Here is a 25680-nt window from a genome sequence, read left to right on the forward strand (position 1 = left end):
AGGCCACCGGCCGGCGCTGCAGGATTACGTCAGAGCTGCCGGGCCTGCGTCAGAGCTTCTCCACCGGCGCGTACCGCAGCAGCAGCCGCTTGGGCTTCTCGCCGCCGAAGTCGATCGTCGCCTCGGCGTTGTCCCCGCTGCCCTTGACGGCGACGACCGTACCCAGCCCGAAGCTGTCGTGGGTGACGCGGTCGCCGACAGCCAGCGAGGCCACCTGGCGGTCATTGGTCCGGCGGGTGGCGAAGCCGCTCGGCCCCTTGGTGCGGGACGAGGACAGCGAGGAGCCGATGCCCCCGCCGAAGCCGCCACCGCCGCCGCCCCGGGACGACAGCCCGCCCATCGACGCGGACGGTGTCGCCGGGCCGGTCCGCTTCCACTCGACGTAGTCGTCCGGGATCTCCTCCAGGAACCGCGACGGCGGGTTGTACGAGGGCTGTCCCCAGGCGCTGCGCATCGTCGAGCGGGTGACGTACAGCCGCTCGCGGGCGCGGGTGATGCCGACGTACGCCAGCCGGCGCTCCTCCTCCAGCTCCTTGGTCTGGCCCAGCGCGCGCATGTGCGGGAAGACGCCGTCCTCCATGCCGGTCAGGAAGACCACCGGGAATTCCAGGCCCTTGGCGGTGTGCAGCGTCATGAGGGTGACCACGCCGCTGCCTTCCTCGTCCTCGTCGGGGATCTGGTCGGAGTCGGCGACCAGCGCGACCTGTTCGAGGAAGTCGGAGAGTGTGCCCGGATTCTCCTCGCCGCGGTCCTGCTCGAATTCCAGGGCGACCGCGGCGAGTTCCTGGAGGTTCTCGATCCGGGTCTCGTCCTGCGGGTCGGTGGACGCCTGGAGCTCGGCGAGGTAGCCCGTGCGCTCCAGGACGGCCTCCAGGATCGTGGCGGGCCCGGCGCCGGACTCCACGATCGTCCGCAGCTCCTCCATCAGGACGTTGAAGCGCTTGACGGCGTTGGCGGAGCGGGCCGCCATGCCGTACGCCTCGTCGACCCGGCGCAGGGCCTGTGGGAAGGTGATCTTCTCGCGGAGCGACAGGGCGTCGATCATCGCCTCGGCGCGCTCGCCGATGCCGCGCTTGGGGACGTTCAGGATGCGGCGCAGCGGGACGCTGTCCTCGGGGTTGGCGAGCACGCGCAGGTACGCGAGGACATCGCGGACCTCCTTGCGCTCGTAGAAGCGCACTCCGCCGACGACCTTGTAGGGCAGCCCGACCCGGATGAGGATCTCCTCGAAGACGCGGGACTGGGCGTTGGTGCGGTAGAAGACGGCAACGTCGCCGGCCTTGGCGTCGCCGGCGTCGGTCAGCCGGTCGATCTCGTCGGCGACGAACTGCGCCTCGTCGTGCTCGGTGTCGGCGACATAGCCGTTGATCTTGGCGCCGGCACCGGCGTCGGTCCAGAGGTTCTTGGGGCGGCGGTTCTCGTTGCGCTCGATGACGGCGTTGGCGGCGGACAGGATCGTCTGCGAGGAGCGGTAGTTCTGCTCCAGCAGGATCGTGGTCGCGTCCGGGTAGTCCTCCTCGAACTGGAGGATGTTGCGGATCGTGGCGCCGCGGAAGGCGTAGATCGACTGGTCGGCGTCACCGACGACGCACAGCTCGGCGGCGGGGATGTCGGCGGTGCCGGTGCCCACGAGCTCGCGGACGAGGGTGTACTGGGCGTGGTTGGTGTCCTGGTACTCGTCGACGAGGACGTGCCGGAAGCGGCGGCGGTAGTGCTCGGCGACGTCCGGGAAGGCCTGGAGGAGGTTGACCGTCGTCATGATGATGTCGTCGAAGTCCAGGGCGTTGGCCTCGCGCAGCCGCGCCTGGTACATCGCGTACGCCTCGGCGAGTGTCTTCTCGAAGCCATCCGCAGCGGTGCCGGCGAAGGTCTCCTCGTCGATGAGCTCGTTCTTGAGGTTGGAGATCTTCGCGCTGAAGGACTTGGGCGGGAAGCGCTTGGGGTCGAGGTCCAGATCGCGGCAGACCAGGGACATCAGGCGCTTGGAGTCGGCGGCGTCGTAGATCGAGAAGGAGGACGTGAAGCCCAGCTTCTTGGACTCGCGGCGCAGGATCCGCACGCAGGCGCTGTGGAAGGTGGAGACCCACATGGCGTTGGCGCGCGGGCCGACCAGCTGCTCGACGCGCTCCTTCATCTCACCGGCGGCCTTGTTCGTGAAGGTGATCGCGAGGATCTGGCCGGGGTGGACGTGGCGCTCGGCGAGGAGGTGGGCGATGCGGTGGGTGAGCACCCGGGTCTTGCCGGAGCCGGCGCCGGCGACGATCAGCAGCGGGCTGCCGGTGTGCACCACGGCGGCCTTCTGCTGGTCGTTGAGCCCCTCGAGCAGCGCGGCGGGGTCGAGGGCCGGGCGGGCGGCGCCGTCGCGGTAGTACGCGTCCCTGGGCACGGGCGCGTCGAACCGCCCGCCGAACAGGTCGGCGGGGATCTCCTCGGGGACCGGCCCGTGCTCGTCCTCGGGGGGCGGCGGGGGCTCCTCGTCCTTGTGGCCGAGGTCCGCCAGGAAGCTGTCGTCAAAGAGGCTGCTCATCGCCCACCGAGTCTAGGCCGCCGCACCGACAGCGTGCCGGGGACTGTGGACAAGTGGCCGGGACGGCCGGAGAACGGGCGTTGCGGACGGCGGCCGCACACACCGCCCGAAAACGGAACGACATCTCTCAGGTCACGAAAAGGTTTCGGGCATATCGAACATCAGCCTTCACAGGAGCCACACGAGTTGGCTAACGTCCTCGCTCAGGCAGCCCGCCTCCCCGCGGACGACAGCGTTCGCACGGGCCGCCGACGCCGAGTCCGGCCCTGCCCGCGACGTGTCCCTCCGGTCACGCCCGGGTCACCCGGAGCCGGGGACCCACCAGCAACACCGGGGTGAATCGATCCGTCCGACCGACGCCAGCGGACGTACGGACCGTAGGGCACGGCCTTCCGTCAGCGACACCGCCCGAACCCGACAGCTAACCCGGTAGGCGGTCCACGGAAGGAGTTGCCGGCCTTGGCGTCCCATCGCAAGCCGCGCACCAGCGTTCTCGTCTCGCCCGGGAGCCGCCGTACGGCGGCCGGGCTCACCACCGCCGCACTCGCCTCGGTCACCCTGCTCTCGCAGACCGCCGACGCCGCCCCCAGAGCCCCCCGGCCCACCATCGAAGACGTCAAGCAGAAGGTCGACGGCCTCTACCGGCAGGCCGAGGTGGCCACCCAGAAGTACAACGCCGCCAAGGAGCGCGCCGATCACCAGCGCGAGACCGTGGACCGGCTGCTCGACGCCGCGGCCAAGCGGGCCGAGAAGATGAACGCGTCCCGGCGGGAGCTCGGGACGTTCGCCTCGGCGCAGTACCGCACCGGCGGGATGAACCCGACCGCGCAGCTGATGCTCGCCAAGGACCCGCAGCAGTTCTTCGACCGCAGCCACCTGATGGAGCGGCTGACCGGGCGGCAGCAGCAGGCCGTCACCGACTACCAGCAGCAGGCCGCGGCGGCCGCCCGCCAGCGGGCCGAGGCGTCCCGCAGCCTGGATCAGCTGCAGAATTCGCAGGCCGCACTGAAGGAGTCCAAGCGCTCCGTGCAGCAGAAGCTGGCCGAGGCCCGGCAGCTGCTGTCCCGGCTGACCGCCCAGGAGAAGGCGCGGCTGGCCGAACTGGAGCGCCGGAAGGAGGCGGCGGCCAAGCGCCGGGCCGAGGAGGAGGCGCGCAAGCAGCAGGAGCGCGAGCGGCAGCGGCAGCACGACGGCGGCTCCACCGGGGGCCAGACCGGCGGGGACACCGGCGGCTCCACCGGGGGCTCGCAGTCCACCAAGGCCGAGAAGGCCCTCGCGTTCGCCCGCGCCCAGATCGGCAAGCCGTACGTCTGGGGCGCCACCGGGCCCTCGTCCTACGACTGCTCGGGGCTGACCCAGGCGGCGTGGAAGGCGGCCGGGGTCGATCTGCCGCGCACCACCTGGGAACAGGTCAAGGTCGGCCAGCGGGTGGCGACCAAGGACCTGCAACCCGGTGACCTGGTCTTCTTCTTCGACGACATCAGCCACGTCGGCATGTACATAGGCGGCGGCAAGATGATCCACGCACCGCACCCGGGCGCGAACGTCCGGGAGGAGTCGATCTACTACATGCCGATCTACGGGAGCGTCCGCCTGGGCTGACGCCCGCCCCCGCTCCCCCTTGGCCCACCCCCCACGGACACCCCCCACACGCCACCGCGCGGCCCTCGCCTCCGGATCCCGGAGTGCGATGACCGCGCGGTGTGCTGCTGTGGGGGGCGCTGTTGCCGGGCCCTGGGCACTACGGGCCCGGCTCCGGCGGCCGGCGTTCGCAGGGCCGGCCGGCGTTCTCAGGTCCAGAGGACGGCGATGAAGATGTTGGCCATCGTGAGGCCGCCGACCGCGCCGAACAGCGCCTTGTCGATCTGCTCCTCGTCCCGCTTGACGTAGACCAGCGCCAGGATCACCACCAGGACGGCCATCTTGATGCCGATCTTGATGTTGTTGACCGGGTGGTCCTGCGCCTGGTTGAGGCCGACCAGCACGATGCCGGTGACCAGCATCGTCAGCGCGCCGTGCAGCATGGCCGGAACGAACCGGGCGGTGCCCGCACCCATCGCCTTCATCTGCGTCAGGAAGCCGCCCAGCAGGGAGGCGATGCCGATGATGTGCAGGCCGACGAAGATATTGATGACTACGTCCATGGGGCCGGATCGTATCCGCCGCATAGCACGCGCTTTCCGGCAGGGCGTCCACATTCGCCGCTTCGGTCAGCGCGGAGCGGCCCCGGCGACCGGGCGATGACGCTCCGGTCAGCCGCGTTCCGGCAGCGGTCGAAACCGGACAATGCCGCGCAAGTGCGCCCACCCCCGTGACAGCCGGGCTTAGCGTCCTCCTCCAGGCGGCCGACTCCCGCCCCGCCGCAAGGGAAGGAAGTGACGGCCACCGTGGCCTCGCACCGCAAGCCCAGGCAGCATCCGCTCGCCTCGCTCACCGGCGGCTCGCGCACCGCGCGCACCGCCCGTACGGCCGCCACGCTGGCCCTCGCCGGCGCCGCCACCGCCACCGCGTTCGACGGCACCGGCCAGGCGGCGGACCTCTCCACCCCCGCCCAGGTCAAGGGCCGGGTCGATGCGCTGTACCAGGAGGCAGAGGTGGCCACACAGAAGTACGACGGCGCGCAGGAAGCCGCCAAGACCGCACGCGAGGAGCTGAGCAGACTGCAGGACGAGGCCGCCCGCCGGACCCAGAAGCTGAACACCGCGCGGGCCGGGCTGGGCGCCCTGGCCGCCTCCCAGTACCGCTCCGGCGGTGTGGACCCGACCGTACGGCTGCTGCTGTCCGCCGATCCGCAGCGCTATCTGGACGGCGCCGCGGTGCTGGAGCGGACGGGGGCCCACCAGGCGAGCGCGGTGGCCGGGTACGCGCGCCGGCTCGGCAGCGTGCGGCAGGTCCGGCAACGGGCCGAGGAGACCGCGGAACGGCTGACCCGGAACGAGTCCACGCTGAAGAAGCACCGGGTCACCGTCGTCCGGAAACTGGACGCCGCGGAACAGCTGCTGGCCCGGCTGACGGCGGAACAGCGGGGCCGGATGGCCGGACGGGACGGCTCCCGGGCCGGGACGGCGGGCGGCCGGGCGGACCGCGGGGGCGGCGGGCGGGACGGCGGTCTGCTCGGCGGGATCCCCACCGGCTCGGCGGCCGCGGCCACCGCCTCCGCGCAGCAGGCGCCCAACGCACGGGCCGCCCGGGCGGTCGCGTTCGCCTACGCGGCGCTCGGCAAGCCGTACGTCTGGGGAGCCACCGGGCCCGCCGCGTACGACTGCTCGGGGCTTACCCAGGCCGCGTGGCGGTCGGGCGGGGTCTCCCTCCCGCGCACGACCTACACCCAGATCAACGCCGGCCCGCGCATCGACCGTTCCCAACTGGCGCCCGGGGACCTGGTGTTCTTCTATACGGCCGTCAGTCACGTGGGGCTCTACATCGGTGACGGGAAGATGATCCACGCGCCGCATCCGGGCGCGCCGGTGCGGATCGCGCCGATCGACCAGATGCCCTTCGCGGGCGCCACGCGGCCGGCGTAGGGCCACGCGGCCGGCGTAGGGCCACGCGGCCGGCGTGCGGGAGCCACACCGCCGGCGCCGGGAGCCACACCGCCGGCACCCGGGGGGGCACGTCGCCCGGCGCCGGTGGTCGGGGCCGGTGATCGAGGGCCGGTGATCGAGGGCCGGTGATCGGGGGCCAGTCTGCTGGCTCAGGCCCGCAGCTGCAGGCCCAGCCAGCGGAAGATCTCCGGCACCTGGTTGCGCCACACCACCGTGGTGTGGCCGCCGGCGTTCGCCGCTATCTGGTGCACGGTGACCGTCGTCGGGCGCTTCGCGAGCTGCTGGAGGCCGAGGCCCGCCTGATAGCCGTCGCCTGCCGCGCCCGACACGTACAGGGCGGTGCGCGGCGGGCGGCCGGCCGCGTTGGCGGCCTTCAGGATGTGCAGCGGGTTGGACTGCACGCGCAGCGTGGGGTCCTTGCCGGCGAGCGAATCGGGCTCCAGCGCCGGGTCGTTGTAACCGGACATGGCGACCGCGGCGCGGTAGCGGTCCGGGTGGGCCAGGGCCAGCTTGGCGGCGCAGTGGGCGCCGGCCGAGTAGCCCGCCAGGGCCCAGGAGTGCGGCCGGTCGCCGGCCCGGAAGTTGTCGACGATCATCTGGCGGACGTCGACCGTCAGCCAGCTGTCCGCGTTGACCTTGCCGGTGATGTTGACGCAGCCGGTGTCGGCGCCGGTGAGGAGGGTGGTGCGCGGCGCCACGAGGATGGCGGGCTTGATCTCGCCGCGCTGCATCTTCGGGCCGAGCTGCTCGGCGACGTGCAGGGCGCCGAACCAGGCCTTCGCCGACCCGGGGTACCCGGGCAGCAGCTCGACGACCGGGAACTTCTTGTTCCTGAACGCGGGGTCGTTGTACTGCGGCGGCAGCCAGACGTACACCTCACCGACCACGCCCGAGATGCGGCCCTTGAGGTTGGTCATCTGGACGCCGGGGCCCACCTTCGGGTCGTCGGCGGGCCGGAACTGCTGGATCTGCCGGGGCTGGTTCTTGATCTGCCGGCCGCCCATGCCGTCCGGTCCGAGGTCCTTCGCGACCGCGACGTGGCTGTCGGTGCCGAGCAGGTCGCCCCAGGTGTCGTAGAGGTTGTTGGCGTTGTTGACCAGGACGAACACCACAGTGATGGCGGTGATCTGGGCGAACAGCAGCATCAGCAGCCGCGCGAGACCGCGCAGCAGCGGCGGGCCGGCTATCCGGCTCCAGATGGCGAGCGGCAGCACGACGGCGATGACCAGCAGCGCGATCGAGGTGAGGAAGAAGGGCGTGCCCGTCAGGCTCATCGGGAACTCGCTTCCAGGAACGCATGACGCGAAGGACGTGGGGTGGGGTGGTTCGGGCCCCGCCTTCGGCAGTGAGCCTCTCCGCGCCCTTAGATGGCGATCCGCGTGGTCCTGGTTGCCCGTCTTTGGCCCTTCTTTACGCCCTTCTTCACACCCCCTGCACGTCCCGTGTGGTGCGTGTGAGGTCCGTGTGACCTCCGTCCCGCCGTCCCCGCGCCGCCCGCCCGCCGTGCCTGCGGCCGCGTGTGCTGTCTCCCGGGCCGCCCCGTCCGTCAGACCAGGCGGCGGGCCGCGGCCCAGCGGGTCAGCTCGTTGCGGTTGGACAGCTGGAGCTTGCGCAGCACCGCCGAGACGTGCGATTCGACCGTCTTCACGGAGATGAACATCTGCTTCGCGCACTCCTTGTACGCATAGCCGCGGGCGATCATCCGCAGCACCTCGCGCTCGCGCTGGGTGAGGCGGTCCAGGTCCTCGTCGATCGGCGGGGCGTCCGTCGAGGCGAAGGCGTCCAGGACGAAGCCGGCCAGCCGCGGGGAGAAGACCGCATCGCCGTCCGCCACCCGGAAGATCGCGCTGATCAGGTCCGTGCCGGTGATCGTCTTGGTGACGTAGCCGCGGGCGCCGCCACGGATGACGCCGATGACGTCCTCCGCCGCGTCGGAGACCGACAGGGCGAGGAAGCGGACCGGCTTCTCGGGGTCGGCCATCATCGTGGCGCTGCGGCGCAGCACCTCGGCGCCGCCGCCCCCGGGGAGGTGGACGTCCAGCAGAACGACCTCGGGGCGGGTAGCGGTGATGACCGTGATCGCCTGGTCGACGTCGGCGGCCTCGCCGACCACCTCGACGCGGGTCCGCTCGGTCTCGCCGATCTCGGCCTGAACGCCCGTACGGAACATCCGGTGGTCGTCGACCAACACCACCCGTACGGTGCGGTCGCCGTCCTCCGCCCCGCCGTTGCCGTCCTGCTGCACGCCCTCGCTGCTCATGTCTTCCGTCCGTCCCTCGTGGTCTGCCCGGTCATCATCCCGTGTCCTGCCCGGCCCGGTCATGCGTCGGGCTCCTGCGCGGTGCGCTCCATCTCCAGCTCGACGACCGTGCCGCCCTCGGGGGCGGAACGCAGCCGGGCGGTGCCGCCGTGGCGCTCCATACGGCCGATGATCGACTCGCGGACGCCCATCCGGTCGGCGGGAACGGCGTCCAGGTCGAACCCGGGACCGCGGTCGCGCACCGAGACGAAGACCGATGAGCCCTCCACCTCGGCGAACACCTGGACCGCGCCGCCCTCGCCGCCGTATTTGGCGGCATTGACCATCGCCTCGCGCGCGGCCTGCATCTGGGCGCCCAGCGCCTCGTCCAGCGGGCAGTCGCCGACGACCACGACCTCGATCGGGACGCCGTGGTGGTCCTCCACCTCGGCGGCGGCCTTGCGGACCGCCTCCGCGAGCGTGGCCGGCTCCTCGTCCTCCTCCTTGCCGCGGCCCTCGGGTTTGTAGAGCCAGGCGCGCAGTTCGCGTTCCTGGGCCCGGGCCAGCCGCGCCACCTCGCGGGGGTCGTCGGCGTTGCGCTGGATCAGGGTGAGGGTGTGCAGCACGGAGTCGTGGACGTGGGCGGCGACCTCGGCGCGCTCCTGGGCGCGGATCCGCATCAGCCGCTCCTCGGAAAGGTCCTGGGCCATCCGCACCAGATACGGGCCGGCCAGCAGGGCGATGCCGACGAGGACGGCGAGCGCGGCCTGCAGCACCGAACCGAGGTGCCGCACCGAGCCCTGGAGCACCACGATGCCGGTCACGCCGACGCAGACCAACAGCACCCCGGCCGCGCCGCGCAGCACCGGCAGCAGCCCCTTGCGGCGGCCGAGCTCCAGCCACTGGGCGCGCCGGGAGTTGTCCGCCTGACGCCACACCAGGGCGACGCCGGCGCCGATCAGCAGCACCGGCCAGAGATAGCCGTCGGCCTGGCCGAGCTGGAAGCGGGAGGCGACCACGGCCGCGCCGATCAGCAGGGCGATCAGCGCGAAGACCTGCCCCCGGTCGGGCCGGCGGGTCAGCAGCCGCCGCCTGCCGTCGCCGGGAGCGGGCTGCCGGTGCTCCACGCCCCCGACGCCCAGCGGGACGAAGAACCAGAACGCGGCGTACAGCAGGGCGCCCATGCCGTCGGCCATGAAGAGGGCCACGAAGACGATCCGCACCCAGGAGACCGGCAGGCCGAGGTGCCCGGCGAGGCCGCGCGCGACGCCGCCGAGCAGCCGCCCGTCGGCGCTGCGGTAGAGCTTGCGCACGGGCGGCTCGTCGGGGTCCGGCGCCGGGGCGTAGATCGTCTCGGCGCGCGGTGGTGCGGTGGTCATGTCCCCGATCGTCACACGCGCCGGGCGCCCGGGGCATCAGGGTCGACCCTGAACCGGCCCTGAGGTTCCCCTGAGCCGGTCAGGGGGTCAGCTCTTGGGCGCGCTCTTGCGGAAGCCGTCCTTCACGTCCGAGAAGACCTTCTCGAACTTCGTCCAGTTCGCCGCGGGCGCGGAGACGTAGAGCGCGTACTCCTTGTCGCCCTCGCGTCCGAAGCCCAGGTCGATCCCGCGGTACGTGCGGGCCCGGCCGCCGAACGTGAACTCCCAGATGGCCGCGGGGTCTCCCTGGAAGACCGTGTCCTGCAGGCGCAGCCGGCTGTACACCGGGTACAGCTTCCTGAAGTCGGCCTCGACGTCCTTGAGGTGCTGCACCTGATCGGCCGAGGAGAAGTCCAGGACGCTGACGGTGAGCTGGGCGAGTTCGGCGTTGGAGGCGTAGACGATCTGCCGGCCGCCGTCCTTGACCTGGCGCCGCCATCCGTCGGGCACCGGGAAGGTGACGCCGAGCCCGCGTTCGACGGCCTTGTGGTAGCCGGCCGGGAGGGGCGGCGGCGGTCCGATGCTGCTGCTCGGCACGCCCGGCATCACGGGCACGCCCTTGTCACCCGCCGCCTTGTCGCCCGTCACCTTGCCGGCCGCGGCGGGCTCCTCGCCCTGCGTCAGATACCAGGCCGTTCCCGCGCCGCCGCCGACGACCAGCACCGCGGCGATGCTCAGGGCCACGCCCCGGCCGCCCCGCCGCTTACGGGACGCGGGGGCGCCGGCTCGTACGCCCGGACGGCCGCCGAGGCCGCCGTCCGGGAGGGCCACCCGGCCCGTGACGCCGCCGTCGACGGGCAGGCCCGTTCCGGTACCGGTGGTTGCTCCGGCGCGGCCCGGGCGGGTCGGTACGCCGCCCGTGTGCGGCACCGCGCGGGTCGTCGCCTCCGAGCGCTCGTCCGGTGCGGCCGGTTCCTCGCCCGCCGACCCGGGGGCGAGCGGCGGCCAGCCGAGCAGCGCGGTCTCCGCGTCGGTCTCGGCGGCCCGCAACGCCTGCTCGACGATCTCGGCGGTCGGCCGGTCCTCCGGTTCCTTGGCGAGCAGCGCCTCGACGAGCGAGGTGAGCGGCCCGGCGTTGCGCGGCGGGTCGAGCGGGTCCATGGCGATCGCGTAGGCCGTCTCGACCGCGGTGTTCTTACGGAACGGCGGCCGTCCCTCGACCGCCTGATAGAGCGTCGCGCCCAGCGCCCACAGATCGGAGGCGGGGCCCGGGGTGCCGCCCTTGACGCGTTCCGGCGCCAAGTAGTCGATGGAGCCGACCAGCTCGCCGGTCTTGGTGAGGGTGGAGGTCCCGGAGGCGACCGCGATGCCGAAGTCGGTGAGCACGACCCGGCCGTCCTCGCCGAGGAGCACGTTGCCGGGCTTGACGTCGCGGTGCAGCACACCGGCGGAGTGCGCGGCCCGCAGCGCCGCGATCATGCCGCGGCCGATCCTGGCGGCCTCGCGCGGGGTGACCGAACCACCGGTCCGCGCGGCCTCCTTGATGGCGTCGCCGAGGGTCGTGGAGGGGACGTACTCCATGACGATGCAGGGCAGCCCGGCGTCGTCCACGACGTCGTGGACGCCCACGACGTTGGGGTGGTTGATGCGCGCCGCGGCCTGCGCCTCACGGGTGGTGCGCTCATGGCGGGTCGCCAGTTCGTCCGCCTCCAGTTGCGGCGACACATGCAGGCGCTTGACGGCGACCTGACGCCCGAGGAGTTCGTCCCGGGCCCGCCAGACGGTGCCCATACCGCCCTGGCCTATCCGCTCAACCAGGCGATACCGCCCGGCGACCAGTCGCCCCTCGTCCACCGACGCCGCCTCCGCCACCGCACGCCCCTCCGGAAACCCGTACGTATCCGAGGCGCAACGATAGTCTCCGGCGCCGGCGGTCAGACCGCGGCCCACCGCAGGCCGACTCGTGTCCGCCGGTCCGGGCGGGAGCTCGTGGCATATGCCCGCCGGCGGGGGATTTCCGCACGGCCCCGAGAGGTCTCGGGGATGCCGGCGACGGATCTCAGGGATCTGCCAGGGTTTTCACGGATGTCGCGGCCGCGTGGATCTTGTCACCATGGGCCCATGAACGAAGCAGCCCCCGTCGCGGAGCCGGCACCGTCCGACCCCGCCGGCCCCACCCCACCGCATCCGCCGCTGCGCCGCAGCCGGCGGCACAAGGTCGTTGCCGGGGTGTGCGGCGGGCTGGGCCGGCAGTGGGACCTCGACCCGGTCATCTTCCGGATCGTGCTGGCCGTGCTCTCCGTCGGCGGCGTGGGCCTGATCCTCTACGGCTTCGCGTGGCTGGCGATCCCCCTCGACGGCGAGGAGGAGAACGAGGGCCGCAGACTGCTGTCCGGCCGCGTCGAGGGTTCCGCGCTGACCGCCCTGCTCTTCGCGCTGGTCGGCTGCGGACTGTTCCTGACCACGCTCGCCAAGGGCAGCATGATGTCGTTCGCCATCATGCTGCTGCTGGCGGTGGGCGGTTCGGCGTACTGGTCGCGGCGGCGCCGGCAGGCGGCGGCCCAGGGCCCGGAGTCGATGGACGCCGCCACGGCCCAGGCGGTGGCCGACGCCCCGCCGGAGACCAAGGCGCCGCCGGTGCCCGCCAGTCCCTCCTGGTGGCGCGATCCGCGCTCGGGCGGCGGCGGCTATCTGTGGGGCCCCGAGACCACCCCGCTCCCCCTGGACCTCACCTACCGCTTCACCCATGGCGCGGGCGCGGCCACCGCTTCCGGTCAGGACGCCTGGTCCGGCGCCGGCCGGCCGCCGGGACCGCACATGCCGGCGGGCGGCGCCCACCCTGCCCGCAGCCCCCGCAGAATCCGGCGCCCCGGCCGCCCGATAGGCGGCTGGACCTTCCTGCTCGCCCTGTTCGGCGGCGCCGGCACCGCCCTCGCCCGACACCACACCTTCGTACCGTCCGTCCAGGCGGGCCTGGCCGCCGCGCTGGTCGTCTTCGGCCTGGGGCTGGTCCTCAGTGCCTGGTTCGGGCGGACCGGCGGCGGCACGGTCTTCCTGATGGTGCTGACGGCCCTGACGCTGGCCGGCGTGACGGTGCTGCCGCGCACCTTCACGGCCGACTGGCAGGACCGCAGCTGGGCCCCGACCACCGTCGCCGCCGTGCAGTCGCACTACGCACTCGGCTCCGGCTCAGGCGAGTTGGACCTCGGCGCGTTGTCCCTCAAGGGCGGCCGTACGGTCCACACCAGCGCCGAGGTGGGCGCCGGCCGCCTCCAGGTGATCCTGCCGCCGGGCGTCACCACCCGTCTGCACATATCGGTCGGCCTGGGCGACATCCGGCTGCCCGGCGAAGCGGCCGAGCACGTGGAACTGCTGGCGGGCGGTCAGGACAAGACGATCACGCTGCCCGCCGAAGACCTGAAGCAGGGCGAGAAGCCGCACGGGGTGCTCGACCTGGACCTCAGCGTCGGTGCCGGCCAGGTCGACATCCAACGCGCCACCCCGGTCCCGGCCCCCGCCCCGGCCCCGTCGGCATCCGTCTCACCGACGCCCGCCCCGCCGGCCGGCCGGCCCACGGCGTCCGCCGCCCCGCGACCGGCCGCGGCACCGGCCACCCCGACCCGCGAGGGAGCCCCCCAGTGAAGCGCCACCCCTTCGAACCGGCCCGGTTGATCTCCGGCGTCACCGCCCTCACCCTCGGCACGGGCTACGGCCTCGACGCCCTCGATGTCTGGGATGCGCCCGGCCCCTGGCTGCTTCTGGCGCTCCCCGCGGGCCTCCTCCTCTCCGGCATCACCGCCGCCGTGTGGGCCACGATCCGCCGCCACCGCACCGACCGTACCGACCACGCCAACCGCACCGACCGCGCCGAGGAGGCACCCACGACACAGCACCCATAATTCCCTGGGCCCGACGGGTGTCCCGAGCGGCGTCCCGACGGGTGTCCTGACCGGCGTCCGACCGGTGTCCTTAGCCGAACAGCTGCGCACCGTGTCGTTTGCGGCGATTGGCGAGGGCCGCGTCGAGGGAGAAACGCGGCGTGCCGGCCAGCACGAGCGGCAGCCAGGCCACCAGGTAGGCGAGGTCGTTGCCGTAGTAGTACGGCGTGGTCGCCCAGCTCACGGTGAGCCACAGCGTCAGCGAGATCAGCGCACCGCCCAACGCCGCGAGCCGGCCCAGCAATCCGACCAGCGTCCCCAGTCCGACCGCCAGCTCGCCCGCGGCGATGGCGTAACCGAAGCCCACCGGGCTCTTCTCTGCCAGGTCGACGAGTTGCGGCAGGGCCGCCACGTCATGGACCTGACGCAGCATCTCGCCGAGCGAACCGGACCCGCCGGCCGCCAGGAAGGCCCGGTCGGTCAGCTTGTCGATCCCCGCGTAGAGGAAGGTGACGCCCAGGAAGAGGCGCAGTGGGAGCAGCGCGTGGCGCGCCAGTGGTCCGCGCAGTCCGGCGGCAGGGCCGTCGGTGCCCGAGCCCGCCAAGTCGGCACCGATCGTGCGATTCGCGTGAACCATGACGTCCGCCTCTCCGTTGCCACCGGGAGCGACGATTGTGCCCGCACCCGCGCCTCAGAGGGAGGTACGTACGCACCTGCGCAAGAGGTTCAACGGACCGCTGCACTTCCGGCGACTGCCGCACACAGAATCGACACCCGGGGGCTCAGTCCCCCATGTCGATCGGCCGGGAACCCACACCTATCGGCCAGGAACACACATCGATCGGCCAGGAACCACGCCCGCCGGCCAGGACCACACGTCGATGGGCCGGGAACTCACGTCGATCGGCCAGCAACCCACACCGCGGCCATGGACGCACCCATCGCCCAGGAACCCACCTCAATAGGCCGGCCCCCGCCTCGATCGCTCAGTCCACCACGTCGATCGGAAAGGCCGCCGTCTCGACTCCCGCCGCCGTGATGACCCGGACCTCCACCCGGCCCGGTTCGACGTCGACCGGGACCGGGACCGTGAGCACGCCGTCCGTGGGGTTGGCGAAGCCGCCGGCCACCGGAACCAGCGGCACGGGGACGTGGACCGCGCCGATCCGTACGACGGTGCGGGCCAGCCGGTCGGGCGTGGTCGCTCCCGGGGGGACGAAACCGGCGCCGCGGATCTCGATGTCGTCGCCGGTGCGGACCGGCGCCGCGAGATCACCCAGTTCGCGGGCGCGGACCACCGAGAGGATCACCGGCCGCCCGCCGGTCACCAGCTTTCCGGCGAGGTACGCCGTCCCGGAGACGCCGGCCAGGGCCACCAAACCCCAGGGAAGCCGCGGCAGTTGCTCCGGCTGCCTGGCCAGCCGGACCAGGGCGAACGCCAGCACCGCGGCGTTGGCCAGGACGTACTGCACGTCCAGGAAGCTGCCGCGGCCGGCATCGTCCGTCAGCAGATCGGCGCCCCGCGGCCGCTCCGCGGGCACCTTCTGCAGCCACCCGGTCCGTACCCGCACGGCCACCAGCCCGTACGCCAGCACCGCCACCCCGCAGACGAGGCCGAGCAGCCCCAGCGCCGTACCGGAGTGGACAAGTGCCAGGCCGCGGAGCAGACGGTGCCGCTCGTCGGGGCCGGTCGCGAACGCCAGCCGGACGGCCATGATCAGCACGGCGTACAGCACGACCGCCGCCCAGGCCGCGGCCACCGTCCGCGAGGTCGACAGCCGGCCGTCCTCCCCGATCAGCGGCGCCAGCGCCCCGCCGTGCGACCGGTGCAGCCAGGCCGCCGCCGTCACCCCCAGCGCCAGCAGGACGGCCGCGAGCAGTGCCGCCGTACGGAACACCGTCCAGCCGGCGCCGATCGCGGTCAGCGCCTCACCGACCAGCAGGGCCACCACGGCGCCCCAGACCACGAGCAGGGTGCGCCACCGCACGGCGGTCAGCCAGGCGACGCCCTCGGCGGCACCGCGCCTGGCCAGCTCCCGTGCCGACAGGGTCAGTTCGTCGGAGACCCATTGCCGGGCGGCGCCGGCCGAGCGCGCGAGTCCGGCCGGGACGCCGCGCCCGGCGGCGAAGTCCTCGCGCAGCGCGACGAACGCGGCGACCGCCTGCCGGTGGCCCGTCCGGGCGCCGTGCGGGCACCGTCCGCACCGGCACTCATCACCGTCGGCGCGCTCCGCGCTGCCCTCCGGCTCGCCCGTTCCGGCCATGCTGCCCGCCGTATCAACCGACACGTCCGTTACCGTCCCGCCACCGCTGCCATCAACTGGTCCCGTGTAAAGGCGAATTGTGCCTCAATCGGCGACGCCGACAGCAAACGTCCAGCTGGTGCCGGGTGGTAGCGACATCGGTGCGTTGACGCGGCCTCGGTACGTTGACGTGACATCGGTGCGCTGACGCGACATCCGTACGTCGACGCGGCGTCGGTACGTCGTCCCGCCGCCACGGCCCAGCCCGCACCACGCCCCTCTCCCCTCCCCTCCCCTCCCCCGCCCCGCCTTCCGCACCTCCGCTCGGCGGGCGAGCGCGGAAAGCCGACACTTCCCCTATTCGGGCGAACCGGGGCGCGGTCACGGCTGAGCCGTTCGCCCGCTGCGCAAGCTCTCGCCGTGTGCCAAATACACGAAGCTGCACCACCGCACCGACACCACCCACGACGACACGGACCGGACCGCCCGAGGGTCAGGCAGGCGGGTTGCCTGGCCGCCGCGGCCGCCGTCCTGCTGACGGGGATGGTGGCGCTGTTCGCCGCCGCGGCCCCGGTGAGCGCCGGCGAACCGGCCACCGCCGGTGGGCGGATGGCCGTCCAGGCCCGGCACGAGAGCCGGTACCAGGGCCTGCACGAGAGCCGTTACCAGGCCCGGCAGGAGAGCCGGCATGAGGGCGGCTACGGCCGCTCGGCCGCCGGCGACAATTGCGCCTACGCCGGGACCGCCCCGCCCGTGGACGTACCGACCGGCTTCCCCATGCCCCACGGCTGGCACTTCCCCTGCACCAAGGCGACGCCGCCGCCCGCTCCGTCCCGCCCGCCGACCCCGCGCCCGCGCCCGCGCCACCCCAAGCCCGCACCGTCCCCACCCGCACCCCGACCGACGCCACCCCCAACTCCCGCGCCTCTCCCGCCCCCACCGCCTTCACCGTCACCGCCGGCACCGCCGCCCCCTCCCCCCTCACCGGCCCCCCGCACGCACACCCCTGACCCGCCGCCCTCACCGCGGCCGGAACCCCGCCGCCCCGCCCCGCCCGCGCCCGTGCTGCCCCGCAACTACGCCCCCCGGACGTACCACAAGGCGCACGCCGGGCGCTCGATGGTGACCACGACCCTGCTGATCACCGCCCCGGCCGTGCTGGCCGGCGCCGCCCTCCGTCCCCGTTCGAGCTCCTCGTCCGGTTCCGCCGGGCGCCGTTCCTCGTAGGAGGTCCCCATGTCGCAATGGCTGGTGCTGGGCATCGCCATGGCCGCGGTCTGCGGCGTCGTCCTGATCATCACGGTCCTCAAGGAACGCCGGATCGCCGACGACCACGACCACGACCCGACCGAAACACCCGATGTGATCGAGTACCTGACGATGATGGTGGGGGTGGTCTACGCGATCGTGCTGGGCCTGGCCATCGCGGGCGTCTGGGAGGCCCGGAGCGCGGCCGAGGACACCGTACGGGCCGAGGCGCAGGCGCTGCACGAGGTCAGCGAGCGGGCCCGGGCCTATCCCGCGCCGGTACGGGACCGGATCCGCTCGGACGTGGACGCCTACGTCTCCTATGTCGTCCACAAGGAGTGGCCGGTCATGTCCGACCAGGGCCAACTCACCCCGCGGGGCACGGAACTACTGACGAAGGTCCGTGCCGACGTGACCGACTACCACCCGCGCAACGACTTCGAAGGGCAGTCCTACCAGCCGCTGGTCGACCAGGTCGGGGTGGCCGACGGGGCCCGCAACGCCCGGGCGGACGCGGCCGATTCGACGCTTCCGGGGGTGGTGTGGTTCGGGCTGATCACCGGCGGTGCGATCTCCGTGGGCATCATGTTCACCCTGCAGATCCGGCGGTCGGGCCGGGAGATGCTGATGGCCGGCCTCTTCAGCGCGTTGATCGCCTTCCTGCTGTTCCTGGTCTGGGACTTCGACTCGCCGTTCAGCCGTGGCATCTCCGCCGGCGCGGACCCGTTCCTGGACCTCTTCCCACACCTGTGACCGCGCCTTGCACCACGCTTTGTGCCGCGCTTTGTGCCGCGCCCCAACCCAACGGCTGACCGTATGGCGTGAGTTCTCATAGTGCGAGGGCCGCTCGCAGTGTCCCCCGGGCAAAGTCCGGGGGACACTCACGCGTCGGGCCGGGCTCCTAGTCGAAGAGATCCGGCTCGCTCCGCGTGATCTGCTGGTACAGCGGCTGGTAGTTGATCCATGCGACCAGGTCGTTGCCCAGCTGCTCGCGGGTGTGGACGGCATTGTGGTGATCGATCAGGACCGGTTTTCCGGCGGCCTTCGCGGTCAGCTGGACCTGGCAGGAGCGCTCCATGGTGATGAACCACCACGCCGCCGCGTCCACCGAGTCGCCGACTGTCAGCAGTCCGTGGTTGCGCAGGATCACCGCCTTGTGCGGCCCGAGGGCGGCCGCGATCCGGCGGCCCTCCTCCTCGTCCACCACGACGCCCGTGTAGTCGTCGAAGAGCGCGTGGTCCTCGTAGAACGCGCAGACGTCCTGGGTGATCGGCTCCAGCAGCTCACCGAGGGCCGACAGCGCCCGCCCGTAGGTGGAGTGGCTGTGGGCGGCCGCGATGACGTCCGGGCGGGCCTGGTGGACCTGCGAATGGATCGCGAACGCCGCCTGGTTGACGTGGTAGCGGCCCTCGACGACCTTGCCCTCGGCGTTCACCAGGATCAGATCGCTGACGGTGATGAGCTTGAAGGACATCCCGAAGGGGTTCACCCAGAAGCAGTCGGGGAACTCCGGGTCGCGCGCGGTGATGTGCCCGGCGACGCCCTCCTCGAAGCCGAAGCGCCCGAAGAGGCGCAGCGCCGCGACCAGACGCTCCTTGCGGTGGCGTCGCTCGTCCTCGACGGTCTGGTGTGTCGGCGGCATGGCGAACTGCAGCTTTTCGGTGGGTATCGGCGTCGGTTCGGGCATCGCCGTTCTCCTTCTGGCATGTACCTGGCTCGGGCGGCTCGCTGCGGAAGCTACCCTCCGCTACCCCAGGTAACCAGCCCCGCGACGTGCCCGGATGGTGCGCACCGGCATGATGGGCGTCCGGACGTGAGGCACCGGACGGGTGCCGGCGACGGTCGCCGGACGGCGTCGGTGCAGGGGGTGGACGATGACGGCCCACAGGACACTGTCGGTCAGCAAGGACATCGACGCGGCACCGGAACGGCTCTTCGCCGTCCTCCGGGACCCGGCCCGGCACGCCGCGCTGGACGGCTCCGGGATGCTGCGCGGCCGCCCCGAGGGGCCGTCGCCACTCGGCCCGGGCGACCGCTTCACCATGGGGATGGCCCAGGGCCCGGTCCCGTACCGGTCGGTGAACGTCGTGGTGGAGTACGAGCCGGACCGGCTGATCGCCTGGGAGACCTGGGGCGAGCTGCGCGGCCGCCGGCTCGTCGGCGGCCAGCGCTGGCGCTACGTCCTGACGCCCCTGGACGGTGCCGCGGACGGCCCCGCCGCCACCCGGGTCACGCACACCTACGACTGGTCCCGCGCCCGCTTCCCCCGCCTCGTGGTCGAACTCCCCGGCTATCCCCGCCGGATGGGCCCGGCCATGACCACGACGCTGGAACGCCTGGCAGCGGCCGCACGGGAGGCCGGAAACAGCTGAGCGTCGCCGGCGTCCTTACGGGACGACGACGGAAACGGCCGAGCGCCGCCGGCGACCGTACGGGCGGTGCACGGCCGACGGCGGGGGCGTTACGGGTTACCCGTTACGCGTTACGCCCCTGCTCCCGCCCGTAGCCGCTGAGCAGCTCGACGCCGCGGAGCAGCGCGGAGTGATCCAGGGCGCCGTCGCCGCGGGCCACCGCGGAGGCGATCAGCTGGGCCGCTACGGCACCGGCCGGCAGCGTGGCGCCGACGGTGCGGGCGGCGTCGGTGACGATGCCCATGTCCTTGTGGTGCAGTTCCAGCTTGAAGCCGGGGGTGAAGTCGCGGGCGAGGATGCCGTCCTTCTTGCGGGCCAGGACCGTGGAACCGGCCAGGCCGCCGCCCAGGACCTCCAGCGCGGCTCCCAGGTCGACCCCGGACTTCTCCAGGAAGACCACGGCCTCGGCCAGCGCCTGCAGATTGACCGCGACGATCAGCTGGTTGGCGGCCTTGACGGTCTGGCCGGCGCCGTGCGGTCCGCAGTGGACGACGGTCGCGCCGACCGCGTCGAAGACCGGCCGGGCCGCGTCGAAGTCGGCCCGCGCACCGCCCACCATGATCGACAGCACGCCCTCGACGGCGCCCGCCTCACCACCCGAGACGGGGGCGTCCAGCACCCGGATGCCCTTGTCGGCTGCGGCCTTCGCCAGGTCGACGGAGGTCTGCGGGGTGATCGAGGAGTGATCGATGAAGAGGGTCCCCGGACGGGCGTTCTCCAGGATGCCGTCGGGCCCGTAGGCGACGGCTTCGACCTGCGGGGACGCCGGGACCATGGTGATGACGACGTCCGCGTCCCGGACCGCCTCGGCGATCGATCCGGCCTCCTTGCCGCCCGCCGCGACCAGCGCGTCCGCCCGGCCGGGGCTGCGGTTCCAGCCGACGACGGTGTGCCCGGCCTTGGCGAGGTTCACCGCCATGGGGCTGCCCATGATGCCGAGACCGAGGAAAGCGATCGTGCTGGTACTCATTGCTGCGCCCACTTACTTCCATATAGCGGATTCAGACTGCCGTAATACGGAAGCAATCCTCCGCCGCGGGCCGCATGCCGTCAACCGCTACCCCCCAGCGCCGCTTCTCGGCGCCGCTTCTCAGCGCCGCTTGTTGATCGCCGTGAGATCGATGTCGATCGGGAAGGGCACGGAGACCTTGATCCGGTCGTGGTAGATGCCGGTGGGCGTGTACGCCCCGGTCGCCGGGTCGAGCTCATAGACGTAGACGACCGGGAGGCCGTTGCTCTTCTCCACCCGCCAGAAGTGCGGGACGCCGGCGGCTGCGTACTTGTGAGGCTTGACCTCGCGATCACGCGCCACGGAGTCGGGCGAGACGACCTCCACCGCAAGGACGACGTCTTCCGGGCGGTACCACGTCTGGTCCGCGTCGTCCGTGACGCCTTCCTGGCGGAACACCACGATGTCGGGTTCCGGTTGGTTCTTGCCGTCCAACCGCACGGCCATCTCCCGGTCAACGTCCAAATGACCCGGCGCTTGAGCCAGGAGTGCATTGTCCAAGAGGCGCATGGTGCGCGAGTGAAATCGAGTCTGCGGACTCACGAAGACGAGACTCCCGTCGATCAGCTCCGTATGCGGAGGAAGGTCCGGAAGCCGGTCGAGGTCGTCCGCGGTCCAGCCGCCCGGGGGCGGGACGGGGTAGTTGTACTGCTCGTCCAGCTCGTACTCGGGTGCGGCGCTCATGATTGCTCCCATACGACGCAGTCTCGCCTGTGCAGTCAGCGTACCGAGGGGGAACGACAACGCCGCCGCTCAAACGAATGAGCGACGGCGTTGCGTTGACATCATCGGGAGATCAGACGATCACTCCCACTCGATGGTCCCCGGCGGCTTGCTGGTCACGTCCAGGACCACGCGGTTCACGTCCGCGACCTCGTTGGTGATCCGGGTCGAGATGCGGGCCAGCACCTCGTACGGCATCCGGGTCCAGTCGGCCGTCATGGCGTCCTCGGAGGAGACCGGGCGCAGCACGATCGGGTGGCCGTAGGTGCGGCCGTCGCCCTGGACGCCGACGGAGCGGACGTCGGCCAGCAGGACCACCGGGCACTGCCAGATCTCGCGGTCCAGACCGGCCGCGGTCAGCTCCTCGCGGGCGATCGCGTCGGCCTCGCGCAGCAGGTCGAGGCGCTCCTTGGTGACCTCACCGACGATGCGGATGCCCAGGCCGGGGCCGGGGAACGGCTGGCGGTGGACGATCTCCTCGGGCAGGCCGAGCTCGGTGCCGACCGCCCGGACCTCGTCCTTGAACAGCTGGCGCAGCGGCTCGACGAGCTCGAACTCGATGTCGTCGGGGAGGCCGCCCACGTTGTGGTGCGACTTGATGTTGGCGGTGCCCGTGCCGCCGCCGGACTCGACGATGTCCGGGTAGAGCGTGCCCTGGACGAGGAAGGCGACCTCCTCGCCGTCGGCGCCGGCCTCGGCGACCAGCTCGGCCTGGGCCTGCTCGAAGACGCGGATGAACTCGCGGCCGATGATCTTCCGCTTCTGCTCGGGGTCGCTGACCCCGGCCAGCGCGTCGAGGAAGCGCTCCTCGGCCTCGACGACCTTCAGCTGGACGCCGGTGGCGGCCACGAAGTCCTTCTCGACCTGCTCGGACTCGCCCTTGCGCATCAGGCCGTGGTCGACGTAGACGCAGGTCAGCTGGTCGCCGATGGCCTTCTGGACGAGGGCGGCGGCGACCGCGGAGTCCACGCCGCCGGACAGGCCGCAGATCGCCCGCTTGCTGCCGACCTGCGCGCGGATCGCGGCGACCTGCTCCTCGACCACGCTGTGGGTGGTCCAGCTCGGCTGGAGGCCCGCGCCGCGGTAGAGGAAGTGCTCCAGGACCTGCTGGCCGTGCGTGGAGTGCATGACCTCGGGGTGGTACTGGACGCCGTAGAGCTTGCGCTCGTCGTTCTCGAAGGCGGCGACCGGGACCATGTCCGTGGACGCGGTGACCCGGAAGCCCTCGGGGGCGGCGGAGCAGGCGTCGCCGTGCGACATCCAGACCGACTGCTCGGCGGGGGTGCCCTCGAAGAGGGTGGAGTCGGTGCGGGAGACGGTCAGGGCGGTACGGCCGTACTCACGCGCGCCGGTGTTGTCGACGGTGCCACCGAGGGTGGTGGCCATGAGCTGGAAGCCGTAGCACATGCCGAAGACCGGGACACCGGCCTCGAACAGGGCACGGTCGAGGCTGGGGGCGTCCTCGGCATAGACCGACGACGGCCCGCCGGAGAGGATGATCGCCTTGGGGTTCTTGGCGAGCATTTCGGCCACCGGCATGGTGGACGGCACGATCTCGCTGTAGACCCGGGCCTCACGGACGCGGCGGGCGATGAGCTGGGCGTACTGTGCGCCGAAGTCGACTACGAGGACGACGTCCGGGGCAGCGGCAGGGGGCGCTGATGGCACTTCGGCGGCCTTCCGGCGGTGTGGAGCAGGGTTGGACTTTCGATTCTAACGGGCTCATACTGTGGCCCATGTTCCAGCAGCTGACCTTCGTCTTTACCTATGGCACCGGCCCGTCCGGCTGCCATGGTCGTGCTGCTTGATCCACTGACGAGCAACTTCCCAGGCGCCCCGGGCCGACAAGGTCCGGGGCGCCTGCGTCTGTCCGGATCTCGATCATCGGCTCCGGGGCCACACCCCCAGGAGACACGGACATGAGCACCTCGACCGCCGGCCCGGCCACCCGTCCCACCACCGGCCGCGCCGCCGCAACCGCACCCTCACCGTCACCCGCCCCGACGCCCGACACCGGCGCCCATACGCCGGAGGCCGCCGGGCTCATCGCCGACGCCCGGCGCCGGATCGACGATCTCGACGGCCGGATCATCGGTCTCGTGCAGGAACGGATGGCCGTCTCGGCCGTCATCCAGCGCGAACGGATCACCTCCGGCGGGCGCCGGGTGAACCTCTCCCGCGAGATGGAGATCCTCGCCCACTACCGCGACCAGCTGGGCAAGCCGGGCACCGCACTGGCGATGACCCTGCTGGAGCTCTCCCGGGGGCAGATCTGAGCCGGCCGGACCGCCGGCGACTGCTGGTGGCCGGTTTTGTGCGCCGAAGGGGTCGATTCCGGTCGGCGGACGGCCGGTGGGCGGTCGGTTCGGGGCGGACGTGATCACCGTCGCGCCGGTGTGATGCCGGTTCCGGGCGTTGCGGGCGCAGGCGGGGCGCATGGCAAAGGAGTGTGCGCCCGGCGCAGCTGCCGCATCTGAGTTCGGTTGCCGACTCACCCGTACGGCGCGTGACCGGCCGCCGCGGGGCTTCGTTGTTCCCGGTGCCACGCCAGCCAGGCGCGGCCTGCAGGACTACGCGTAGACGCCGCCCCACGGGCGGAAGACCGGAGCGATGAGACGCCGGCCGCCTTCCGCGGCCCGCGTCGTGGGACCTCGTTCCGGTGCCGTGACCGGTCAGCAGGGGACAGCAGCCCGGTCACAATCCGATGGGGTGGTCGGTCCTGGGGACGCCCGGGACCGACCGCATCCGGTCGAAACGGTTGCGCCAGGTGAGGCGTATCCAGGACGATGCTTGACGAACGACATACCGCGCCTGGTACGGACTTTTGCCGTGCTGCGTGTCCGCGAACCGCGACGACCCGGCACCGGCATCGGTCCGGACCACCGCGCGCACCGCACCATCGAGCACCACGCACCACCCCTGTAAGCCAGCGGCGCTACCCCCCCCCAGCGCCGCACCTCGGTGCCGGCGCTGCCCTGACGCCGGCACCGAAAGCCAAGGGCCCCGTGGCCGTCCGCACCCCCCTCGCGGACGGCATCCGGGGCCCTTCGCTATGGGGCCGGGGACCCTCTCCAGGGGGGCGCACGCCGGGCGCACGACCACCCTCGGCCGGTCCGTTCCGCCGCTGCCCGCAGGCCCCCTCCGCCCGGCGACTGTGCGATGCCTGTGGACCGGCTGTGCGGCGGCTGTGAGCGATGTGACCGGGGTCACCGAAAGAATTCGGTTCGAGTGGGCAACCTTTTTCGGCCATGACCGGTCATGTACGTGAAATCGCACGGCCATACCGCGCCCCCCAACGCGACGGCCAGCTATCAACTGGTGCCGACCCACGGCACATTGGACCCCGAGAGGTCTTCTCGATGAAGCTTCGCCGTGCCTTGACGGCTGCCGCTGCAACGGCCGTCATAGCCCCTGCCGCCCTGATGGCGGCCCCTGCCGCGTTCGCCACCGGCGCCGACGCCGAGACCACCGCGAGCGCCGAGCCGACGCCGGGCACCCCCGGTCAGGACCAGACCGACGACACCACGACGCAGCCGGAGACGCCGGCGGGCGGTGACGAGACCACCCCGGGCGACGAGACCAAGCCCGGCGAGGAGACCGGTGGCGAGACCGCCACCGGTGGCGAGACCGGGAACGGTGGCGAGACGGGTACCGGCGGCGAGACCGGTACCGGTGGTGAGACCGGCAACGGCGGTGCGGACGGGTCGGGCGGCCCGGGCACCCCGGGTGACGACACCAAGCCCACCAGCGACCCCAAGCCCACCACCTCGGCCAAGCCCACCGCCAAGCCGAGCGGGAAGCCGACCGAGGACACCTGCGCCGAGCAGTCGGACGAGACGGCAATCAGCACCGAGCTGCGCGGTCTGCCGAGCAAGGTCGTGGCCGGTTCCGGCTGGAAGAACTTCACCTTCCGCGCCACCAACACCTCCGACAAGGCGATGAAGTCGGTCGACGCGTACGTCGCGCTGGGCGCCATCAGCACCCACAACTTCGACGACGTCTCCAAGCTGCTGACCGTGCAGTGGTACGACGAGGACTCCCACGCCTGGGAGGCCATCACCGACGAGGACGGCTACTTCGCGTCCGTGGACGGTCTCAAGCCCGGTGAGTACGCCGACGCCAAGCTCCGCCTGAAGGTCGACGCCAAGACCCCGGGCAGCTACGGCTTCGCGTTCACCATCGGCGCGTACCACAACGAGGACGACGTCTGCGGCTTCTCCGACGTCGCGGAGTACGACTTCGACGTCCTGGTCGCCGGCAGCAAGCCGGGCAGCGTCCCGCCGGCCAAGAGCAAGCCGGGCAAGAACCAGCCCAACAAGCCGGCTCCGCAGGGCGACCTGAAGGAGCTCCCGGTCACCGGCAAGCTCGCCGAGACCGGTTCCTCGTCCGCGCTGCCGACCGTCGCCCTCGTGGGCGGGGTCGCGATGGTCGTGGGCGCGGGTGCGCTCTTCGTCGTCCGCCGTCGTAAGACGGACGGGAACGGTGCCGCGGCCGCGTAA

The 25680-nt window shown here is 72.2% G+C and carries 21 protein-coding genes, 1 pseudogene and 1 riboswitch; of the genes and pseudogenes, 10 read left to right on the forward strand and 12 right to left on the reverse strand.

Annotated elements, in window-relative coordinates; all coding sequences use genetic code 11:
* Nucleotides 1–49 precede the first annotated feature (49 nt).
* A complete protein-coding gene (pcrA, locus tag ACGF4C_RS13045; protein WP_393565797.1) occupies nucleotides 50–2527 on the reverse strand; it encodes a DNA helicase PcrA in 2478 nt (825 codons plus the stop codon).
* Nucleotides 2528–2809: 282 nt separating this feature from the next.
* Nucleotides 2810–2979, forward strand: a riboswitch (cyclic di-AMP (ydaO/yuaA leader).
* 7 nt (nucleotides 2980–2986) lie between these two features.
* Here pcrA and ACGF4C_RS13050 point away from each other — a divergent pair.
* Nucleotides 2987–4129, forward strand: coding sequence for an NlpC/P60 family protein (locus ACGF4C_RS13050; protein ID WP_393565799.1), 1143 nt, complete (start codon nucleotides 2987–2989; stop codon nucleotides 4127–4129).
* A gap of 188 nt (nucleotides 4130–4317) precedes the next feature.
* On the opposite strand, the gene ACGF4C_RS13055 is transcribed toward ACGF4C_RS13050, so the two are convergent.
* Nucleotides 4318–4671, reverse strand: a complete 354-nt coding sequence (locus ACGF4C_RS13055) for a hypothetical protein (protein ID WP_030416551.1) — start codon at nucleotides 4669–4671, stop codon at nucleotides 4318–4320.
* A 231-nt stretch (nucleotides 4672–4902) separates the two neighbouring features.
* Here ACGF4C_RS13055 and ACGF4C_RS13060 point away from each other — a divergent pair, with 231 nt between their 5' ends.
* Nucleotides 4903–6051 (forward strand): NlpC/P60 family protein, encoded by a 1149-nt coding sequence (locus tag ACGF4C_RS13060; protein ID WP_393565802.1) that lies wholly within the window; start codon nucleotides 4903–4905, stop codon nucleotides 6049–6051.
* Nucleotides 6052–6221: 170 nt separating this feature from the next.
* On the opposite strand, the gene ACGF4C_RS13065 is transcribed toward ACGF4C_RS13060, so the two are convergent.
* From ACGF4C_RS13065 to ACGF4C_RS13080, 4 genes are all read right to left on the reverse strand, one after another.
* Entirely contained in the window at nucleotides 6222–7346 is a 1125-nt protein-coding gene (locus ACGF4C_RS13065) for an alpha/beta hydrolase (RefSeq protein WP_393565804.1), read from the reverse strand.
* Between the two features lie 272 nt (nucleotides 7347–7618).
* Nucleotides 7619–8332: a response regulator transcription factor gene (locus tag ACGF4C_RS13070; RefSeq protein WP_030416548.1), complete on the reverse strand. Its 714-nt coding sequence runs from the start codon at nucleotides 8330–8332 to the stop codon at nucleotides 7619–7621.
* Nucleotides 8333–8391: 59 nt separating this feature from the next.
* A complete protein-coding gene (locus tag ACGF4C_RS13075) occupies nucleotides 8392–9690 on the reverse strand; it encodes a PspC domain-containing protein (protein ID WP_393565806.1) in 1299 nt (432 codons plus the stop codon).
* An 87-nt stretch (nucleotides 9691–9777) separates the two neighbouring features.
* Nucleotides 9778–11460: a serine/threonine-protein kinase gene (locus ACGF4C_RS13080; RefSeq protein ID WP_393565888.1), complete on the reverse strand. Its 1683-nt coding sequence runs from the start codon at nucleotides 11458–11460 to the stop codon at nucleotides 9778–9780.
* Between the two features lie 330 nt (nucleotides 11461–11790).
* Here ACGF4C_RS13080 and ACGF4C_RS13085 point away from each other — a divergent pair, with 330 nt between their 5' ends.
* A complete protein-coding gene (locus ACGF4C_RS13085) occupies nucleotides 11791–13311 on the forward strand; it encodes a PspC domain-containing protein (RefSeq protein WP_393565808.1) in 1521 nt (506 codons plus the stop codon).
* Nucleotides 13308–13568 (forward strand): hypothetical protein, encoded by a 261-nt coding sequence (locus ACGF4C_RS13090; RefSeq protein WP_393565809.1) that lies wholly within the window; start codon nucleotides 13308–13310, stop codon nucleotides 13566–13568. The genes ACGF4C_RS13085 and ACGF4C_RS13090 overlap by 4 nt, the downstream gene beginning before the upstream one ends.
* Before the next feature lie 70 nt (nucleotides 13569–13638).
* Here ACGF4C_RS13090 and ACGF4C_RS13095 read toward each other — a convergent pair whose 3' ends face one another.
* Nucleotides 13639–14184 (reverse strand): TQO small subunit DoxD, encoded by a 546-nt coding sequence (locus tag ACGF4C_RS13095; RefSeq protein WP_201806729.1) that lies wholly within the window; start codon nucleotides 14182–14184, stop codon nucleotides 13639–13641.
* A 349-nt stretch (nucleotides 14185–14533) separates the two neighbouring features.
* Nucleotides 14534–15811 (reverse strand): hypothetical protein, encoded by a 1278-nt coding sequence (locus ACGF4C_RS13100; RefSeq protein ID WP_393565890.1) that lies wholly within the window; start codon nucleotides 15809–15811, stop codon nucleotides 14534–14536.
* A 522-nt stretch (nucleotides 15812–16333) separates the two neighbouring features.
* On the opposite strand from ACGF4C_RS13100, the gene ACGF4C_RS13105 reads away from it, so the two are divergent.
* Nucleotides 16334–17017, forward strand: a complete 684-nt coding sequence (locus ACGF4C_RS13105) for a hypothetical protein (RefSeq protein WP_393565811.1) — start codon at nucleotides 16334–16336, stop codon at nucleotides 17015–17017.
* Between the two features lie 9 nt (nucleotides 17018–17026).
* On the forward strand, nucleotides 17027–17791 hold the full coding sequence (locus ACGF4C_RS13110) for a hypothetical protein (RefSeq protein ID WP_393565812.1): 765 nt from the start codon (nucleotides 17027–17029) through the stop codon (nucleotides 17789–17791).
* A 148-nt stretch (nucleotides 17792–17939) separates the two neighbouring features.
* Here ACGF4C_RS13110 and ACGF4C_RS13115 read toward each other — a convergent pair.
* Nucleotides 17940–18728, reverse strand: a pseudogene (locus ACGF4C_RS13115) (class II aldolase/adducin family protein); the annotation flags it as partial.
* 184 nt (nucleotides 18729–18912) lie between these two features.
* On the opposite strand from ACGF4C_RS13115, the gene ACGF4C_RS13120 reads away from it, so the two are divergent.
* Nucleotides 18913–19410, forward strand: coding sequence for an SRPBCC family protein (locus ACGF4C_RS13120; RefSeq protein ID WP_393565814.1), 498 nt, complete (start codon nucleotides 18913–18915; stop codon nucleotides 19408–19410).
* A 103-nt stretch (nucleotides 19411–19513) separates the two neighbouring features.
* Here ACGF4C_RS13120 and ACGF4C_RS13125 read toward each other — a convergent pair whose 3' ends face one another.
* From ACGF4C_RS13125 to guaA, 3 genes are all read right to left on the reverse strand, one after another.
* A complete protein-coding gene (locus ACGF4C_RS13125; RefSeq protein WP_393565816.1) occupies nucleotides 19514–20419 on the reverse strand; it encodes a 2-hydroxy-3-oxopropionate reductase in 906 nt (301 codons plus the stop codon).
* A 120-nt stretch (nucleotides 20420–20539) separates the two neighbouring features.
* Entirely contained in the window at nucleotides 20540–21142 is a 603-nt protein-coding gene (locus ACGF4C_RS13130; RefSeq protein ID WP_393565818.1) for a Uma2 family endonuclease, read from the reverse strand.
* A 120-nt stretch (nucleotides 21143–21262) separates the two neighbouring features.
* Nucleotides 21263–22849, reverse strand: a complete 1587-nt coding sequence (guaA, locus tag ACGF4C_RS13135) for a glutamine-hydrolyzing GMP synthase (protein WP_030812787.1) — start codon at nucleotides 22847–22849, stop codon at nucleotides 21263–21265.
* 251 nt (nucleotides 22850–23100) lie between these two features.
* Here guaA and ACGF4C_RS13140 point away from each other — a divergent pair, with 251 nt between their 5' ends.
* The 3 genes from ACGF4C_RS13140 to ACGF4C_RS13150 all read left to right on the forward strand — a co-directional run bounded on the left by ACGF4C_RS13140 (nucleotide 23101) and on the right by ACGF4C_RS13150 (nucleotide 25680).
* Complete coding sequence (locus ACGF4C_RS13140) at nucleotides 23101–23457, forward strand: chorismate mutase (protein ID WP_393565821.1); 357 nt, start codon at nucleotides 23101–23103, stop codon at nucleotides 23455–23457.
* A 514-nt stretch (nucleotides 23458–23971) separates the two neighbouring features.
* Nucleotides 23972–24106, forward strand: coding sequence for a hypothetical protein (locus ACGF4C_RS13145; RefSeq protein ID WP_393565822.1), 135 nt, complete (start codon nucleotides 23972–23974; stop codon nucleotides 24104–24106).
* 434 nt (nucleotides 24107–24540) lie between these two features.
* Nucleotides 24541–25680 (forward strand): LAETG motif-containing sortase-dependent surface protein, encoded by a 1140-nt coding sequence (locus ACGF4C_RS13150; protein ID WP_393565824.1) that lies wholly within the window; start codon nucleotides 24541–24543, stop codon nucleotides 25678–25680.

Source organism: Streptomyces sp. NPDC048197, assembly GCF_043202395.1.
Taxonomy (GTDB): domain Bacteria; phylum Actinomycetota; class Actinomycetes; order Streptomycetales; family Streptomycetaceae; genus Streptomyces; species Streptomyces siderophoricus.

What these genes read in the sequence shown, in the direction of transcription:
- pcrA (WP_393565797.1), bottom strand. Translation starts at nt 2,527, where the DNA reads ATGAGCAGCCTCTTTGACGACAGCTTCCTGGCGGACCTCGGCCACAAG.
- ACGF4C_RS13055 (WP_030416551.1), bottom strand. Translation starts at nt 4,671, where the DNA reads ATGGACGTAGTCATCAATATCTTCGTCGGCCTGCACATCATCGGCATC.
- ACGF4C_RS13065 (WP_393565804.1), bottom strand. Translation starts at nt 7,346, where the DNA reads ATGAGCCTGACGGGCACGCCCTTCTTCCTCACCTCGATCGCGCTGCTG.
- ACGF4C_RS13070 (WP_030416548.1), bottom strand. Translation starts at nt 8,332, where the DNA reads ATGAGCAGCGAGGGCGTGCAGCAGGACGGCAACGGCGGGGCGGAGGAC.
- ACGF4C_RS13075 (WP_393565806.1), bottom strand. Translation starts at nt 9,690, where the DNA reads ATGACCACCGCACCACCGCGCGCCGAGACGATCTACGCCCCGGCGCCG.
- ACGF4C_RS13080 (WP_393565888.1), bottom strand. Translation starts at nt 11,460, where the DNA reads ATGGGCACCGTCTGGCGGGCCCGGGACGAACTCCTCGGGCGTCAGGTC.
- ACGF4C_RS13085 (WP_393565808.1), top strand. Translation starts at nt 11,791, where the DNA reads ATGAACGAAGCAGCCCCCGTCGCGGAGCCGGCACCGTCCGACCCCGCC.
- ACGF4C_RS13095 (WP_201806729.1), bottom strand. Translation starts at nt 14,184, where the DNA reads ATGGTTCACGCGAATCGCACGATCGGTGCCGACTTGGCGGGCTCGGGC.
- ACGF4C_RS13100 (WP_393565890.1), bottom strand. Translation starts at nt 15,811, where the DNA reads ATGGCCGGAACGGGCGAGCCGGAGGGCAGCGCGGAGCGCGCCGACGGT.
- ACGF4C_RS13105 (WP_393565811.1), top strand. Translation starts at nt 16,334, where the DNA reads ATGGTGGCGCTGTTCGCCGCCGCGGCCCCGGTGAGCGCCGGCGAACCG.
- ACGF4C_RS13110 (WP_393565812.1), top strand. Translation starts at nt 17,027, where the DNA reads ATGTCGCAATGGCTGGTGCTGGGCATCGCCATGGCCGCGGTCTGCGGC.
- ACGF4C_RS13120 (WP_393565814.1), top strand. Translation starts at nt 18,913, where the DNA reads ATGACGGCCCACAGGACACTGTCGGTCAGCAAGGACATCGACGCGGCA.
- ACGF4C_RS13125 (WP_393565816.1), bottom strand. Translation starts at nt 20,419, where the DNA reads ATGAGTACCAGCACGATCGCTTTCCTCGGTCTCGGCATCATGGGCAGC.
- ACGF4C_RS13130 (WP_393565818.1), bottom strand. Translation starts at nt 21,142, where the DNA reads ATGAGCGCCGCACCCGAGTACGAGCTGGACGAGCAGTACAACTACCCC.
- ACGF4C_RS13140 (WP_393565821.1), top strand. Translation starts at nt 23,101, where the DNA reads ATGAGCACCTCGACCGCCGGCCCGGCCACCCGTCCCACCACCGGCCGC.
- ACGF4C_RS13150 (WP_393565824.1), top strand. Translation starts at nt 24,541, where the DNA reads ATGAAGCTTCGCCGTGCCTTGACGGCTGCCGCTGCAACGGCCGTCATA.